The organism is Roseburia sp. (assembly GCF_041325975.1).
GTDB classification, from domain to species: domain Bacteria; phylum Bacillota; class Clostridia; order Lachnospirales; family Lachnospiraceae; genus Roseburia; species Roseburia rectibacter.
The window spans coordinates 1,584,810-1,601,378 of record NZ_JBGLEJ010000004.1 but is presented as its reverse complement, the minus strand read 5'-3'; the positions used below and the strand labels follow the sequence as shown (position 1 = coordinate 1,601,378).

Sequence of the window (16,569 nt, the reverse complement as noted above, 5' to 3'; positions counted from 1 at the left end):
ATTAAATCTCCGTTCTGCCTTCTAAGGCACGGAGCAGTGTTACCTCATCAATATACTCTAAATCTCCGCCGACCGGAACACCGCTTGCGATCCTTGTCACTTTAATCCCGGTAGGTTTGATCAGTTTGCTGATATACATTGCAGTCGTTTCCCCCTCAAGACTTGAGTTCGTCGCAATAATGACCTCGTCAACATCCTTTTGCAGACGCTGCATCAGCTCTTTTAACTTAATATCTGCGGGCCCGATTCCAAGCATCGGTGAAATTGCACCATGAAGAACATGATAAACACCATCGTATTTACCTGTTTTTTCATACGCTGCAAGGTCTCTGGTATCCTCCACAACCATGATCGTCTTATGATTACGCCCGGCATCTTTACAGATCGGACATAATTCATCATCCGTCAGTGTAAAACATTCCTTGCAGTAACGGACGTTTTTTCTGGCATCCACGATCGCAGCCGAAAGTTCTTCGACCTGCTCTACCGGCATATTTAAAATATGAAATGCCAGACGCTGTGCAGATTTTGCACCGATTCCCGGAAGGGACGATAATTCCTGTATTAACTTGCTGATCTGACTGCTGTAGTAATCCATGGTGTTTCCATTCTTTCATTTATAATATATAAATTACTTCTTATACAATGACATCTGATCTTCTTTGTCATATGCCTCCTTTATATTAAAGGATAACGGCAATTTTTACAAGAAGTGTTTTTCACTGCATATTTTTCTGATTTTTTGTACATGATAAACTGGTAACCACATAAAAACAACAGACAGCATATTTCGCAGGCAAATCTGTTAACAGTAATAAAAGGAGAACTCTATGGCATCTTATGTATCACCCATGATCAAAGACAAATTTGAAACACTTTCAACGGATCTGAAGAACCTGATCTTAGAGCGTAATGTACAGCTTAATAACATGCAGGATCTTATCCGCGTATTAGAGCAGATCGTAGAAGAAGGAGAAGCCGGTTGATCACGGTTTCCCCTTCTTTTCATTTTTAATCAGTAAAATATAACGGCTGCGCCCGCAACTATTCCTTACTGAATATCGGTTACTTCATAGCCGGCATCTACAACGGCATTTTTTAATGTATCTGCACTGACTGATTCATCTGCGGTAACAACTGCATTTTTGTCCTCTAAACTTACCACTACCTCAGACACACCCTGTACTCCTTTTAAAGCCTTCTCGACAGTTGCCTGGCAGTGTCCGCACATCATTCCTTCAATACTTAATGTTGTTTTCATTGTTTTTTCCTCGCTTTCTGTTACATCACTCTTTATTTCAGAAGTGACCGTTCTGTTTTCACAGACCGCACTCTCCTGTTCCATATTATCTGTTCCATTTTCGGATAAAGATTTTTTTCCAAGTTTTACCCATCTTAAACGCAGCGCGTTACTTACCACACAGACACTGCTTAAACTCATGGCTGCCGCACCAAACATCGGGTTTAATTTTAATCCCCAGATCGGATATAAAAGTCCTGCGGCAAGCGGTATACCAATGCTGTTATAGAAAAATGCCCAGAACAGGTTTTCCTTGATATTGCGGATAACCGCCTTGCTTAAACGGATTGCTCCGACTGCATCAAGCAGGTCATTTTTCATCAGCACAATATCCGCACTCTCAATTGCGACATCCGTACCTGCACCGATGGCAATTCCAACGTCTGCGGATGCAAGTGCCGGAGCATCATTGATACCGTCTCCGATCATTGCAACTTTGTGTCCGCTGTTCTTTAAGGCAGATATCTTTTCTTCCTTCTGCGTCGGAAGCACCCCCGCAATGACTTCATCGATACCCACCTGATCTTTGATCGCCTGTGCCGTCACTTCATTATCACCGGTAAGCATAATGACATGGATTCCGTATTCTTTAAATTGTCTGACTGCCTCACGGCTGGTCGGTTTTACCACATCTGCAACGGCGATCATTCCTATGATCTGTGTCTCATCTGCAAACAGTAAAGGAGTTTTCCCCTGTTTTGCAAACTGTTCTATCTCTTTTTTTATTTCTGAAGATATAGCAATGTGTGCCTCATCCATCAGTTTTTCATTTCCGGCATAGTAAAGTTTTCCAGAAGATAACCTACCTTTAATTCCTTTTCCAAACAGCGCCTCAAAGTCGTTTACTTTTTCCAGAATGATATTCTTTTTCTCACAATCTGAAACGATTGCTTCTGCCAATGGGTGCTCACTGCCCTTTTCCAGGCTGCCGGCAGCTTTTAACAGGTCATTTTCTGAAATTCCCGCATATGTCCGTATATCCGTCACAACCGGGTTTCCATAAGTGATCGTTCCTGTCTTGTCCATCACAACAGTATCAACAATATGCGCTGTCTCTAATGCTTCTCCCGACTTGATCAGAATACCGTTTTCTGCACCTTTTCCGGTTCCGACCATAATCGCCACCGGCGTTGCCAGTCCAAGCGCACACGGACAGGAAATAACAAGAACTGCGATTCCACAGGACATTGCAAACTCGAAATCTGCTCCGCTTGCCAGCCAGACAATGAATGTGACGATCGCGATCCCGATCACTGTCGGGACAAAAACACCTGCGATCTTATCGGCGAGACGTGCGATCGGTGCCTTACTTGAAGATGCTTCCTCCACAAGACTTATGATCTGTGCGATTGTTGTATCTTTGCCGACACGTGTTGCCCGCGCATGGATCAGTCCTGCTTTATTGATAGATGCTGATATGACCTTGTCCCCTTCCTGTTTTAACACAGGAATACTCTCTCCGGTGATCGCTGATTCATCAAAGGAAGATTTCCCTTCTACGATCACACCATCCACTGCAACCGATTCTCCGGGTTTGATCACAAAAATATCACCCTGTACCACGTCAGCAGCATCGATGACCTGCTCTTTTCCATCGCGCACTACCGTCACTGTCTTTGGTGCTAAGTTCATCAGTTTTGTGATTGCCTCGCTCGTCTTTCCTTTTGACTTTGTCTCAAGGTACTTTCCAACTGTGATCAGTGTAAGAATTGTTCCGGCCGATTCAAAATAAAGATCATGACTATACTGGTGTACAAGTTCCATGTTCCCGGTAGAAAATCCCCAGCCGATCCGGTAAATTGCAAAAATACCGTATACCGTCGCCGCTGTTGCTCCCATCGCGATCAGGCTGTCCATATTCGGGCTCCTGCGTGCTAATGTTGCAAATCCGTTCCGGAAGTATTTCTGATTTGCAAACAGGATCGGAAGTAACAGTAAAAACTGCGTAAATGCGTAAATAACCGCATTTTCACTTCCATGAAAAAACTTCATGGTAACCGGCGGCATAGGAACACCAAGCGCATTGTAGATCATATGCCCCATTGATACATACATTAACGGTATCAGAAATATCACAGATACGATCAGTCTGATCTTCATATTTTTGATATTTTTCTGCTGGATGGAAACCGCATCCTCCGTCTCTCCTGTCTTTGCTGCCGCCTTTGCTTCATTTTTTACCGAGGCACCATATCCGGCATGCTCTACCGCTTCTATAATGTTTTCTGTGCCCAGTTTTGTCTCATCATACTCAACCTGCATACTGTTCGTCAGCAGATTCACGCTGACTGCATGTACGCCCTCTAATTTGGAAACACTTTTTTCCACATGGGAGGAACATGCCGAACAGCTCATGCCTGTTACGTCAAACTTTTCCTTCATGTCAATCTCCTATTGTATAAAATACAAACCGTTATTTCATCAGCTTCTTTAACAGTTCACAGAGTTCGTCGACAGCCTGCTCATTACCCTCTTTGATATCTTCGGAAACACAGGTCTTGATATGGCGTGCTAAAAGTTCTTTGTTAAATCCGTTTAATGCCGCCTGAATAGAAGATACCTGTGTGACGATATCTACACAATATCTGTCATCCTCCACCATGGCACGCACTCCCCGCACCTGTCCTTCTATCCGGGAAAGTCTCGTTAACAGCGCTTTCTTTTCTGCACTCTCACGCTGCTTATGCTTCACATTATCTCCATTCGCACTGCATTTTTCACATGCCATCTGTCTACCTCCGGTCTGTATAGTCTGTGCTGTTTTTGATTTTTTATCACGGCTTTTCATCGGTATATACCATATACCCCTATTGGGTATCTTGAATTTACATCATGATATACACTTTGTCAAGAGATTTTCAGTTATCAGGAATTTTTATCAACAAACCGGATCATCCATAAGCCTTTTATCGTAATCAGCATTGTCACAAATTCTGCTGCCGGAAATGCCAGCCAGACTCCATTTAACCCAAACAATGTTGACAGTAAAAATGCAAAGAAAATAATTACAACAAATCCACGGGAAATTGACGCAGCAAATGCATATCCCGTAGATTCAACCGCGCTTAATATGGATGTTCCTACAATATTGATCCCGGCAAATAAAAAACCTATAAAGTAAAGCCGCAGTCCGTTTTCCGCATAATCTGCAAGCATCTGATTATGTTCTCCATTAAATACAGCCGTCACCACTGGTGCGAACAGATAAATAAAAATAAGCAAAAGGACAGAAACCCCTATCGCAGTCGTAACTGCCATTTTCAAATACGTTTTCACATCTTTATGAATATCCTTACCATATGCCTCGCTGATCAGCGGTTGGGAGCCCTGCGCCACCCCATTAAATAAAGCGACTGCAACAAGTGACGCATTTGCGACCACTCCATAAGCAGCCACTCCGGTATTTCCGGCAAGTCCAAGGATGATCATGTTAAAAACAATTGTGATCACTCCGGATGAAATTTCACCTACAAAGGATGAGACACCATACTTACAGCAAAAAAATATTTTTCGCACAGACGGCAACACGGGTTTTAGTTTTATAGTACATTTTTCCGACCGGAAATGAATACAGCAGATCAGAATACCCACAACCGGGGAAAGTGCTGTCGCAAGCGCAGCTCCCTCCATGGAAAGTCCCAGCGGAAACATCAATACATAGTCAAATACGATGTTAAACAGACTGCTGAATAAAGTCGCTGCCATTGCAATCGACGGATTTCCATCGTTACGCACAAATGCATTGCAGATATAATTCCACATAAAAAGCGGCGCAAAACTCATAAAAATGCGCGTATAATTTTTTCCGACCGCAATGATCTTTGCATCTCCGCCAAGCAGGGCAATCAGTTTATCCGGCAGGAATATGCCGACAAACATAAACAGCAGGCTAACGATAAATGCCCACAACAGTGCATGAAAAAAATATCCGTCTGCATCCGGATTTTTCTGGTTCCGTTCGATCACCAACCGGATTGCGGAACCGACTCCCATCATTGCGCCGACGGCAAAAATTAAATTATACACCGGCAATACCAGATTGAGTGCCGTGATACCATCCGTACCCACCGCAACAGAAATAAAGTAGGTATCTGCCAGAATATAAACCGACATACCTACCATGCCAAGCATGTTCTGAGAAACATATTTTGCAAATTTTTTTAACATCTTAATCCCCATTCCTGTGCTTATCTTTGCTCATTCCAGATTTTTAAACAAACTTGTGTTTGAAAAATATTATTGTTTATCAACTACTGGATTATATCATTTTTCCATAAAATATCATAGGGCAAATAATAGAATGTCCGTAACGTAATATTCTATTATTATGAATTACACGCAAACAGGCAGGTCTTTTATGACCTGCCTGACTCAATCTTTTTATTCATTTAAATCTTACTGTTTTTCTTATACGAGTGCTTTACCAAGACTTCTGCAAGCCTCTAATGCATCATCATCCGGTGCTTCATGTGCAATCACACCTTCACCGTTTACAACAACTGCTCCAGCTGCATTCATGCGTTCTTCCCAGTCACGCATCCACTGTCCATCGCCCCATCCATAAGAGCCAAATAACGCGATCTTTTTGCCTGCTGCAAAGCCTTCTACCTCTTCTACAAACGGCTCCATCTCGCTCTCCTCTAATACCTCAGCTCCCATTGCCGGGCAGCCTAATGCAAATGAGGATGCAGCTTTTAATTCATCTACGGATACTGCAGATACCGGAACAACATCTGCTTCTCCTCCTGCTGCTTTGATTCCCTCTCCGACTGCATTTGCCATTGCCTCAGTATTTCCCGTCTGGGACCAGTATGCCACGATAATCTTACTCATATTTCCTCCATTCCTGTGCTTATTTTTACACATTCATTTTATACAAGCGGATCGCCGATTCAGTTCCAACGCCTTTGCCAGAGCTGACCGGATGGTATCCGTTTTTTACATATCTGACTTTTAATCCATTTATGCTGATTCCAGCATTTTGCCATAAAGCAAAAGTTCATGGATTTCCATTCCGGATGATATCAGGCGGATTGCATCTTCTTTTGCCTGATTGTAGCGGTCAAATGTTATTCTTGCCGCATTCACATCTCCGTATACTTTCCAGTAGCCGCAATACAGGTAATTGCGTCCTTCGTTTCGGATAAACCCCAATACATCTTCTACAGGATAACCCAAGAGCAGTCCAAGCTCATGTGGAAAAGACAGATGATCCTTCATATATTTTTGATAGCGGGCACACAGTTTTTCAAAAATGTCGATAAGGCGTAATGTCTGATACCCAAACAATCTCATCGTTTCCTTCACATCTTCTTCGTTCAGATAAGCGAGTAGTTGTTTTTCACGAAAAAGCAGGAATATCGTCCGATGTTTTGTCTGGTAGAGTGTATGTACAGTAATTTCTGTATTACGGAACAAATCTCTCACATCTTCTTCGTTGCTTTTTGTCACCGTAAGAAGATTTGACAGTTTAATTCCCGTAAGAAGCGGGGCACATTGCAGTGCCAGTTGAGTCTTTAATTCTTTTTTATCCATCTTCTCCAGAATCTCTAACACTTCCCTGCTCATGGTCATCTCCCATAGATCGATGAATTTATGATCCATCGTCATAACATGTATAGTTAGTTTTTCCTAACTCCTGTTTAAAAAAGAAAGAGTTGCGAGAACTCATTTCCTTTTCTGATAGTTAGATTACACTAACTTTTGTTATTTGTCAATAACTTTTTTATATTTTTTAGAGAGCGTTATTTCGGATTATTCTATATTGATCAGATTTGATACAACTGCACTGATCCGTTTTGAATCCCGTCTTACTCCTCCAACGCCGCATTCATGACTTCCATCTTCTCCTCCGCCTCATAGATCAGGCGGCTGCATTCTTTTAACTCATCCGAAAAATCCATCGTGACATCCTGATAAAGCGATTTGTACTTGATGTCATGCTCCAAGCTCGCCCAGAGATCCATGGCAAGCGTACGGATCTGCAGTTCGACCGGCACCATCTGCTTTTTGTTCATAAAGTAGACCGGCACGCGGATAATGATGTGCAGGCTTCTATAACCATTGCCCTTCGGCTGTTCAATATAATCCTTAACTTCCATGATATGTATGTCGTCCTGTGCCATCAGACGATCCCGGATCAGATAGACATCCTTGATATAGGAACAGACCACACGCACTCCGGCGATATCATAAATATTATTGCAGGCTGCACTAAGCGTCAGATCAAGATCTTTCTTCTGGAGTTTTCCCAAAATGCTTTTCGCTGATTTTAACCTGGTATCAATATGATGGATCGGGCAGCGCAGTTTTCGGTATTTAAACTCGTCCTCTATGATCTCAAGGCGTGCGGTCGTCGCACACATCGCTGCATTGTACATACGTAAGATTGGATCAATCGTCTGGGAAAACTGCTCTTTCATGTCTGCAATATGCTCCATATCATCATCCACCATACCACGCACCAGCATCAGGCTGTTTTCCTGCATTGCATCTGCATCCAACGTTTCTTCCGCATCTTCCACTTCCACAGAAGCCTGATACTGCTCCTGCTGTTTCTCATTCTGTATGATTGTCTGTCTCTGTAGCATAACAAAAACCCCGTTTCTAAATTGTTTTCATCTTCATTGTTACACCGTCTTTTTCCAATGACTTCCGTCGGGCGTAACTATCTCACACTATAAATATTAGTATAACAGATACCGCCCAAAACGGCATAAAGTCTGTATGAAATATTTATAAACAATTTAAAAACAGGGTTTTATTTTCCAGCTATTTTCCTATAATTCGATACCGCAGCCTTTCATCAGCTCTCTTGCGGAATCTAAGGAATCCACACCATGAAGGTTTTTGATCGGTGCAAACTCTTTTTCACGCACTACCTCATAAGGGATACAATCATCCATCATGTGTACCATATCAAGTACTAATGTCTCAAATTTGTAACCGTTTGGCTGCTCCGGTTTCACAAATGTACCGTCCACATCCATGTATGGGATTTTTTTCTCTACCACATGAATCGGCATTCTTGCATCTGCGATCTGCTCCAGTTTCTTTTCGGAAAACAGATAATTTAAGATAACACCAAAACCATATTTTAAATCACCGTTTTCCTTGCGTGCTGTTGCCATCTCTTCTGTCATCTCATAGTATTCTGCGATAGAAGGTTTGCCATCTTCAGTGCAAAGTACGCCGACACGTTCATCCGGTGCTGCTTTTCGTACCACTTTTGCTCCACTTTCACAGCCATAAGTGATCGTAGCACCAACAAACTTCGGATCTGCGATGCGCTGTAAGCAGTTATCTACTGCAAATACATTGATCCACTCGATACCTCTTGCTTTAATATCAGCGAGCAGTCCCGCATTTACCATGGATGAGAACCAGCCTCCATTGCCATTTGGTGACATAGCAACTTCGGTCTGGGATTCCATATAAATTCTTCCCTCATAATCACATGCCGGCACCATTTCCTGTACAAAAAACTTCACATAGTCTTTCGGATAACCGAAATAATCATGTTCCTTGAAAAATGCAGTTGTATCTGCATGATTGATGTTACTTGTCATAATATAAAGAGGAACATATACTCCCGCCTCATCCGTAACGTCCATCAGATTGCGCAGTAACTGCTCAAACAAATATAATTCACGGTCAATTCCAATATTTAACGTACCCTTCGGTCTGTCAAGTCCGAGACGGGTTCCCTGTCCACCTGCTAAAAGTACGGCTCCGACTTTTCCCTCACGGATCGCCTTTAAGCCGGTTTCTTTAAATTCTTCTCCCCTTGCCTCGATCTCGCCAACTTCCACGGCATCTAACGGCGCAAATACACCCCGCTCATTGACCGTTTCTTTTCTTTCAATATGCTCTAACACAGAAAAATCGATTTTCTCTAAACGCTTTGTCAGCTCCCCATTCTGCTCCGTGGTATTTTTCTCCATCATCGCTTTGATGTATTTCTGGTTATCATCTTCCCAAATTTTCATTCTCTTCTCCATTCTGTATTTTAAAATAATTGCAATACCGATTTGTATACATACGATTTCAGCCACTTACATTTCCTGATTGTATACAATCTGCTCTCCCTATTATATAATAGACAGTTCTTTCATGCAACCAAACCTTAGTTGAAACCACGGAATCCCTTTCCGATGATCTCGCTGCTGTTTGTGATCGCAATGAATGCAGACGGCTGATTCAACCGGATAAAATTACGGAGTTCCACCGCCTGGCTTCGCTTCATGACTGTCAGTATGACTGTTTTCTGATTGTGCTGGTAGGCACCTTCTGCCTGATAAACCGTTGCACTGCGGTTCAGTTCCTTCGTGATAAAATCACAGATCGGCTCCGGATCATTGCAGACGATCGTAAAATATTTACACAGGTTAATACTCTCGATCACATTATCGACTACCAGTGATTTTGCCAGAAGTCCGCACAGGGAACAGAGACCTGTCTGTGCATCAAACACGAGGCATGATGCAATGACGATTCCAAGATCAACCAAAAACAATGCCGCACCTATATTTAACTTTGTGTATTTCTTTAAGATCATCGCCACGATATCTGTTCCACCGCCGGATGCTCCGATATTAAACAGGATTGCTGACGAAAATGCCGGTAATACGATCGCATAGATAAGCTCTAATACCGGCTGTCCGGTCAATGGTCCATCCATTGGAAATACTCTTTCAGCAAAACTTAATCCCACAGATGTCAGTACGCTTACATAAACGGTTTTAACTCCAAATCCTTTTCCAAGGAAGATAAATCCAAGTACCAGTAACAGCATATTGATGATAAAAGTAAGATTTCCCGGTGATGTTGGGAGTATGGCACCTAATACGACCGCCATACCTGTTACTCCTCCAAAAGAAAAATTATTTGGAAATTTAAACACATATACTCCTACAACAAGAATCAGTGTTGCAACGGTCAGTACCATATACTCTTCCACAGTACGTTTGATCTTTCCAAGATTCTTCTGCATTTCTTTTGTCCTCGCTCTTTATACACTTCTATTGAATGAAACATTCCATAGATTATTCCAGTTCAATGCAGAAGAAGTATACTACATCTTTTTCCGATAATAAAGTACTTTTATGTAATATGATTTTTCCGTTTTCTGCATATATCAGAGATCACCTGTATGAACTGTTCCGCATCTAATGGTTTTGATATATGTGCATCCATACCGGCTGATAAACTTCTTTCTTCATCATCCGCAAATGCATTTGCTGTCATTGCAATGATCGGAATTGTTTTTGCATCTTCTCTTGACATCATCCGGATACGCTGTGATGCCTCTAAGCCTCCCATGACAGGCATCATCAGATCCATCAGGATCACATCATATTCGCCCGGTTCTGATGCTGCAAATATATCGACAGCTTCTTTTCCATTCCAGGCTTCTTTTACCTTTGCCCCCTCATTTTCCAGAACAAATTTAGCGATTTCCATGTTTATCTCATAATCTTCCACCAGAAGAATCTTATCATTTTTTATTCCCTTTTTCTCATCCGTACCCTGTTCATCCTCTGTTTCCTTTTCCATGGTACGATCCACAAGAAATGGTATCACAATCGTAAACTGTGTTCCTTCTCCGGGTTTACTCACAAAACGAATCGTGCCTTCCATCTGTTCTACCAGCTTTTTTACAATCGCAAGCCCAAGTCCGGTCCCGGCATAGGAAGTACGCGCTGAAGTCTTTTCCTGCGCAAACGGTTCAAATGCATGTTTCTGAAATTCCGGACTCATTCCAATCCCTGTGTCAGTACATACAAATTCAAACACCGCTTTTTCATTTTCCGACGGCAGTTCCCTGCACTCTAAAACAACTTTTCCATTTGTTTTATTATATTTCACTGCGTTTGATGCAATATTCTGTAATATCTGCCGGATATGAAGGGAACTGCCAAGCAGATTTTCGTGGATGATTTCTCCCATTTTTACGGTAAGTGTGATTCCATGCTCTGTTGCAGCCATTCCGACTACCGTTTCCACTTCTTTTAATATTTCGTGGATTGAAAATGGCTTTTCCTCAAGTCTGATCTGACCGGATTCCAATTTATTCATATCAAGTACATCATTGACCAGTTCCATCAGGAATGTCGACGAAAGCATGATCTTGTCCAAACATTCTTCCTGTTTTTTCTGATTTCCGATATTATACCGGCAAATATCCACCATTCCGCGGATGCCATTGATCGGTGTACGTATATCATGGCTCATTCTTCGCAGGAAATCTGTTTTTGCAACATTTGCCTGCTCTGCCTGTTCTACGGACTTTTCCAGTTTTTTCTGATAATCCAGCTCACGCATCTTTTCGTCTGTGATATTTCTGCTCAGAAAAAGTGCTGCTTCCACATTTCCCTGTGAATCATAATGCTGGGGCACCAGCATGACTGTAAACCATTCACCTTTCGCGCTTTCCGTTTTGCAGTTAACATAGTCTTTTCCCGCCAGCCTGTCTGAAATAGTATCAGGATTCACAAAATCAAGGAATTTCTGCCACTCCTGTTGCGCAACCGCATTTTTACAAAAGTACTTCATCATTTTTGCAGTACTCTTTTCATTGCCAATTATTTCCTTTATACGATCAGATGCTTTGATAATTTCCCATGTATCTTTTTTGAGATCAAACAGCATACACACGGAAAATACACTGCTGACGGAACGGATGATATGATATTGCTTTTCTGTCTGACGCATATTTAACTCTGCCACATATCCACGGATCAGCATAAACGTCATCCAGCACAGTATGTAGATTACAGCCACACAGATTACAGCTTTTGTGCGCAGTGCAAATACAGATTTTGTTGGAAAAAAAACATATAACGTGTAGTCCCCCATCTGCTTGCTTTCTCCGTACCAGCATCCTCCCGTGCTTTTTAAATGAATCATTTTTTTCTCATCCCCGGTATCGATATCCGGGATAAAAATATCCTGATATTCTTCTGATTTTACTGCGAGCAGTTCCTCCGAATTGGAACTTAAAATCTGTTTTCCATCTGTCACCGCAACAATTCCATTTTTCTCAAATGTAAGTCCTGTAAACAACGAATAGAAGGATATGTCACCATTGTCCTCCATGCAATTATCTTTTTTGATATAGGCAGCAATCAGTCCTTTTTTATTTCTTTGGGAAACCACCGCAAAATCATAGACTTCGCCCTCTTTATCCAGCCGTGTGATATATGCTTTTTGCGGATAATCCAGCGTATCTTCTACCACTGGTTTCTTCATCTCATCCTGCCAGAAGTTTTTTTCTTCCCACGCATCCCCAATCTGGCACACACAATTTAACTTGTCATCTAATACCAGTACTCCATCCAATCTCTGATCTTTCATATAGCGGATGATCATTGTTTCCTGATCCGTATTTTCCTCTTCCAGCCGCTGACTAAGCTCCAGTGTCTTATCTGCCAGACGGTAAAGACTCTTTACTTTATCGTTATTTTTGTAATTATCATATTGTTTCACGCGGCTCTGCATGAAATCGAGCGTCCCGTCTGCGATTTTTCCGACCCGTGTCCTGTCATATCCGGTAAAAACGCCAAAACATATCATTACTATAAAAATACCTGCCACAAACGGCATCCATATATATTTATGTGAGATAAACCCAGTCCAATTTTTTTTATTCAGCATTTGTGACCCCCAATGCTTTTTGGACATCCAGACCGTATTTTTCTACAATACCGCCAAGTGTTCCATCCTCCTGCATCTGCTCTAATATCTGTGTCATCTTCTGTGCCAGTTCCTGATGGGTATCCTTTTTAAAAGCAACCCCAAGCTCTGAAATATACAGACTCTCATCCAGCATACAATATGTATCCGGTGCACTCTGCACAAATCTCTCTAATGCACTCTCATGTCCGGCAATCGCATCCACATACCCTTTTCTGAGACTTGCGTAGATCTCATCCATACCGGACATACTGTATACCCTTTCTACTTCCGGGATTCCCGGAAAACTCCCTTTGAGCAAAATCTCCTCCGGTTTCGTTGTCGCCTGAACTGCAATTCGTTTTCCTTCCAGATCAGATATTTTTGTAATCCCGCTGTTTTTCTGCACTGCAACGACCTGTCTGCTGTAAAGATATGGTCCAGCCCACTGATACTGATTTTCTCTGTCATTCATGGTAAAGGATCCCCACAGACAGTCCACCTCACCATTGTCTAAATATTCATCCTTTTTATCCCATGTAATACGCAAAAACACCGGCGTATAACCCAGCTTGTCACACACCGCTTCTGCCAGTTCCACATCGATTCCGGCAGGATTACCGTCATCATCGAGATAATTGTACGGCTCATAATTATCACTTCCTATAATAAGCTGTGGAAGTTCCTCTCTCTCTTTCCCGGAATCCGGTTTCTGACCGCATGCCATTCCAAGCATCGTAACACATACAAATATCACCGCAATGTACTTTTTCAAATTATCATTCCTTTTTATACTGTTCTTCTTTGTCTGATCTGCCATTTTTATTTTAGTAGTTTATAAAATGTGTGTCAATTACAAGTGTATAAATTTAACGGTTTGACGACTTTATCCTGCTTTTTTTGACAAAAAATGCGGATAATGAATTTTCACTATCCGCCAGAGCTCATATGTATTCTTTTATTTTACAGTTCATCCGCTACCGCATGAATGCTCCGCTATGCCTACGCAATTGAAAAAAGAGTCATGGGTAATACAGCAATGTGCCATATTCATCTCTGAACGGATGAACCGATTTTATTCTACCACCTGATACGTTACATTGCCATCATTTTTTTAATTTACCGGAATCGTAATCTTCTGTTTCTGTTCTTCCTGCCCTTCCATCCAGACTGTCACAGAAACCGCTCCCTTTTTGTCGCCTGCACGGACTGCTGCAAGCGCATACCCGTCATAGGTTTCCCAGCATGACGCATCATAGCTTTCGATGGACTGCGGATCGGCATTTCCAAATGCAGCAAGGATTCCTTCCCCTTCTATTTCTATATGGATGCGTCTCTTTTCATACAGATTTGCAGTTCCTTTTGCATCGCAAAGGTTCATGGTAAGGAAACAAAGATCCTCTCCATTTGCCTGCAGTTCTTTTTTATCTGCTTCTACATGAATCTGTACATCCTCATCTGCTGTACCAAGCTGGCATCTGCCGGTTTCCATGCCATTTTGATAGCTGGCTGCCTCCAATACGCCAGGTTCATAATTAAGTTCAAACGTTGCCGTAAATCCATGTTCTGCCCCGGCAGGTTTTCGTCCGAGTGACCGCCCATTTAAGAAAAGTTCTACCTCCGGTGCATTCGAATACACATCCACAACCGCAGGCTTCCCCTCATATCCACGCCACGTCCAGCTTGCAATATTATCTTTGAACATCCACGGCGTCTTTGAACATTTTTTCCCATATTTATCAACGCGTTCCACCGCAATATAAGGCTCTGTCCGCAGACCATATACGATCTCCCGAAAAAAACTGACCGGTCTGCGATAACCTGCAAGATCGATATCACCGATATAGGCTGTTCTGTCCGGGTAGTGACTTCCAAAATTGCTCTTTCCATCATAATAAAAGATTCCGCATCCTGCCTCTCCCAGATAGTCGTAACCAGTCCAGGTAAAATCACCCAGCACGCGGTTAGAAGAATTGACCACTTTCCATAACCTTGCAATATCCGCCGGGAATGTCTCTGTCCCAAGCACGCATTTATTTGGATGAAGTTCTCCCTCTAACAAATGTCTGCCTGTCAGATAATTTAAACCGATGATATCCATGGACTCGCTGCTCTCCTCTAACACTTCCGTGATGATCGGATGCGCTGCAAATGCGTCTCCCGCTTCGCCTTCCATCAGCTTCATAAAACTGTTGATCGCATTGCTTCCGGAGTTATCATTTGTCCCGACTTTTTCGGCATCTTTGCGGATCAGCGGTGCAAGTTCCTGCATGATCGGATATACTTTTGCCCCTGCTGCATTTAAGGCATTCATGCCGTTTGTGGTAAATCTTGTCGAATCCAGTTCTTTAAAAGCGTTACAGAGCATGCGGTTGAGCTCAGCTCCCCGCTCCGTGCCGATTTCCTGAATCTCATTTCCAACCGAATACAAAATAACACAGGCATGGTTATAATCTTTCTCCACCATATTTTTTATCATATTCTGGTATTCATCCAGAAATGAAAAAGCAAAATCGTGGTTATTTTTATGTACCGTCCACATATCTGTCAGTTCATCCATCACAAGCAGTCCCACCTTATCACAGGCATCTAAAAATGCCTTGCCTGCCGGATGATGTGCACTTCTGATACTGTTAAACCCGGCTTCTTTGATCAGCCTGCATTTTCGGAGTTCAGCATCTTCATATGCTGCTGCACCAAGGATTCCGTGGTCATGATGTACACAGGTTCCGCGCAGCTTCACCGGCTCACCGTTGATCCTTAACCCACGCAGGGCATCCAGCGTGATCTTGCGGATTCCATAGGAAATCGTCTGCTCATCCAACAGCTTATCTCCTGCATAAATCTGGACTGTACACTGATACAGATGCGGCGTATCACAATTCCACAGCATCGGATGTTCTATCGCGATCTGCTGATGCACAGTATTCTCAGATTCCGCAAAACCAGTCAGATGGACTCTGTCCTCATATACCCGGTGTTTTTCATCCTCCAGTTTTGCTATAATAGTCAGTTTTTCTTTTTTTCTGGAACGGTTTAAAACTTTCGTTGAAATTTCGACAACCGCAACATCTTTATCTGCTTCTTCTGTTGTAATACGTACTCCATTTAATGGAATCTGCACCGGCTCTCCGACATACAGGCTGACTCCCCGGTAAATGCCGCTTCCGGAGTACCATCTGCTGTTTTCTTCTGCGGAATTGTCTGCGACAACTTTGATCTCATTTTCTTCCCCAAAGTTTAAATATCTCGCAATATCCACATAGAAATTTGTGTATCCATTTCTGTTGGTCTTTGCCAGCGCACCATTGATGTAGACCATGGCTGTCTCATACACACCTTCAAATTCCAGTAAGACTGTTTTTTCTTCCCAGTCTTCCGGTACGGAAAATGTTTTGAAATAGGTATACATACCGCCCGGATAAAATCCGGTAGCGCCTCCGTTTTTTGTATTTTCATCCCGCGTCTCATGTATCATGGCATCATGTGGAAGTGTAACTTCCTGCGCCTTTTTTCCATACATCTGAAGCACTTTTAAGGACGGCACATATCCTTTTACAAACTGCCATTTTGTATTAAAATCTGCCTTTATCATT

General features: G+C 42.4%; 13 protein-coding genes. 1 reads left to right on the top strand and 12 read right to left on the bottom strand.

From position 1 onward, the window contains the following. Nucleotide 1 precedes the first annotated feature (1 nt). Nucleotides 2-598: a recombination mediator RecR gene (gene recR, locus ACDD58_RS11035; protein ID WP_117922474.1), complete on the bottom strand. Its 597-nt coding sequence runs from the start codon at nt 596-598 to the stop codon at nt 2-4. A 232-nt stretch (nt 599-830) separates the two neighbouring features. Here recR and ACDD58_RS11030 point away from each other — a divergent pair, with 232 nt between their 5' ends. Beyond that, nucleotides 831-986, top strand: coding sequence for a hypothetical protein (locus tag ACDD58_RS11030; protein WP_186899810.1), 156 nt, complete (start codon nt 831-833; stop codon nt 984-986). Nucleotides 987-1,051: 65 nt separating this feature from the next. Here the strand turns inward: ACDD58_RS11030 and ACDD58_RS11025 are convergent, their stop codons facing one another. The 11 genes from ACDD58_RS11025 to ACDD58_RS10975 all read right to left on the bottom strand — a co-directional run bounded on the left by ACDD58_RS11025 (nt 1,052) and on the right by ACDD58_RS10975 (nt 16,568). Next, complete coding sequence (locus ACDD58_RS11025; protein WP_370777434.1) at nt 1,052-3,682, bottom strand: heavy metal translocating P-type ATPase; 2,631 nt, start codon at nt 3,680-3,682, stop codon at nt 1,052-1,054. Nucleotides 3,683-3,713: 31 nt separating this feature from the next. After that, nucleotides 3,714-4,028, bottom strand: a complete 315-nt coding sequence (locus tag ACDD58_RS11020) for a metal-sensing transcriptional repressor (protein ID WP_117922489.1) — start codon at nt 4,026-4,028, stop codon at nt 3,714-3,716. A gap of 137 nt (nt 4,029-4,165) precedes the next feature. Beyond that, the gene (locus ACDD58_RS11015) at nt 4,166-5,467 is read right to left on the bottom strand and encodes an MATE family efflux transporter (RefSeq protein ID WP_199654319.1); all 1,302 of its coding nucleotides are present in this window, start codon (nt 5,465-5,467) and stop codon (nt 4,166-4,168) included. 240 nt (nt 5,468-5,707) lie between these two features. Continuing rightward, a complete protein-coding gene (locus ACDD58_RS11010) occupies nt 5,708-6,133 on the bottom strand; it encodes a flavodoxin (protein ID WP_186899812.1) in 426 nt (141 codons plus the stop codon). 129 nt (nt 6,134-6,262) lie between these two features. Next, complete coding sequence (locus ACDD58_RS11005; protein WP_117922478.1) at nt 6,263-6,868, bottom strand: DUF3793 family protein; 606 nt, start codon at nt 6,866-6,868, stop codon at nt 6,263-6,265. 242 nt (nt 6,869-7,110) lie between these two features. After that, nucleotides 7,111-7,890 (bottom strand): GTP pyrophosphokinase family protein, encoded by a 780-nt coding sequence (locus ACDD58_RS11000; protein WP_118210744.1) that lies wholly within the window; start codon nt 7,888-7,890, stop codon nt 7,111-7,113. Between the two features lie 189 nt (nt 7,891-8,079). Continuing rightward, complete coding sequence (locus tag ACDD58_RS10995; protein WP_118210743.1) at nt 8,080-9,288, bottom strand: UDPGP type 1 family protein; 1,209 nt, start codon at nt 9,286-9,288, stop codon at nt 8,080-8,082. Nucleotides 9,289-9,425: 137 nt separating this feature from the next. Continuing rightward, nucleotides 9,426-10,292, bottom strand: coding sequence for a YitT family protein (locus ACDD58_RS10990; RefSeq protein WP_118210742.1), 867 nt, complete (start codon nt 10,290-10,292; stop codon nt 9,426-9,428). 110 nt (nt 10,293-10,402) lie between these two features. After that, nucleotides 10,403-12,955, bottom strand: a complete 2,553-nt coding sequence (locus ACDD58_RS10985) for a hybrid sensor histidine kinase/response regulator (RefSeq protein WP_370777431.1) — start codon at nt 12,953-12,955, stop codon at nt 10,403-10,405. Continuing rightward, nucleotides 12,945-13,748 carry an ABC transporter substrate-binding protein gene (locus ACDD58_RS10980; protein WP_241070809.1) on the bottom strand — a complete coding sequence of 268 codons (804 nt, stop codon included), beginning with the start codon at nt 13,746-13,748 and terminating at the stop codon, nt 12,945-12,947. The genes ACDD58_RS10985 and ACDD58_RS10980 overlap by 11 nt, the downstream gene beginning before the upstream one ends. A 339-nt stretch (nt 13,749-14,087) precedes the next feature. Then, on the bottom strand, nt 14,088-16,568 hold the full coding sequence (locus ACDD58_RS10975; protein ID WP_370777429.1) for a glycoside hydrolase family 2 TIM barrel-domain containing protein: 2,481 nt from the start codon (nt 16,566-16,568) through the stop codon (nt 14,088-14,090). Nucleotide 16,569 lies beyond the last annotated feature (1 nt).

What these genes read in the sequence shown, in the direction of transcription:
- ACDD58_RS11000 (WP_118210744.1), bottom strand. Translation starts at nt 7,890, where the DNA reads ATGCTACAGAGACAGACAATCATACAGAATGAGAAACAGCAGGAGCAG.
- ACDD58_RS11010 (WP_186899812.1), bottom strand. Translation starts at nt 6,133, where the DNA reads ATGAGTAAGATTATCGTGGCATACTGGTCCCAGACGGGAAATACTGAG.
- ACDD58_RS10995 (WP_118210743.1), bottom strand. Translation starts at nt 9,288, where the DNA reads ATGAAAATTTGGGAAGATGATAACCAGAAATACATCAAAGCGATGATG.
- ACDD58_RS11020 (WP_117922489.1), bottom strand. Translation starts at nt 4,028, where the DNA reads ATGGCATGTGAAAAATGCAGTGCGAATGGAGATAATGTGAAGCATAAG.
- ACDD58_RS11025 (WP_370777434.1), bottom strand. Translation starts at nt 3,682, where the DNA reads ATGAAGGAAAAGTTTGACGTAACAGGCATGAGCTGTTCGGCATGTTCC.
- recR (WP_117922474.1), bottom strand. Translation starts at nt 598, where the DNA reads ATGGATTACTACAGCAGTCAGATCAGCAAGTTAATACAGGAATTATCG.
- ACDD58_RS10985 (WP_370777431.1), bottom strand. Translation starts at nt 12,955, where the DNA reads ATGCTGAATAAAAAAAATTGGACTGGGTTTATCTCACATAAATATATA.
- ACDD58_RS11015 (WP_199654319.1), bottom strand. Translation starts at nt 5,467, where the DNA reads ATGTTAAAAAAATTTGCAAAATATGTTTCTCAGAACATGCTTGGCATG.
- ACDD58_RS11005 (WP_117922478.1), bottom strand. Translation starts at nt 6,868, where the DNA reads ATGAGCAGGGAAGTGTTAGAGATTCTGGAGAAGATGGATAAAAAAGAA.
- ACDD58_RS10975 (WP_370777429.1), bottom strand. Translation starts at nt 16,568, where the DNA reads ATGATAAAGGCAGATTTTAATACAAAATGGCAGTTTGTAAAAGGATAT.
- ACDD58_RS11030 (WP_186899810.1), top strand. Translation starts at nt 831, where the DNA reads ATGGCATCTTATGTATCACCCATGATCAAAGACAAATTTGAAACACTT.
- ACDD58_RS10990 (WP_118210742.1), bottom strand. Translation starts at nt 10,292, where the DNA reads ATGCAGAAGAATCTTGGAAAGATCAAACGTACTGTGGAAGAGTATATG.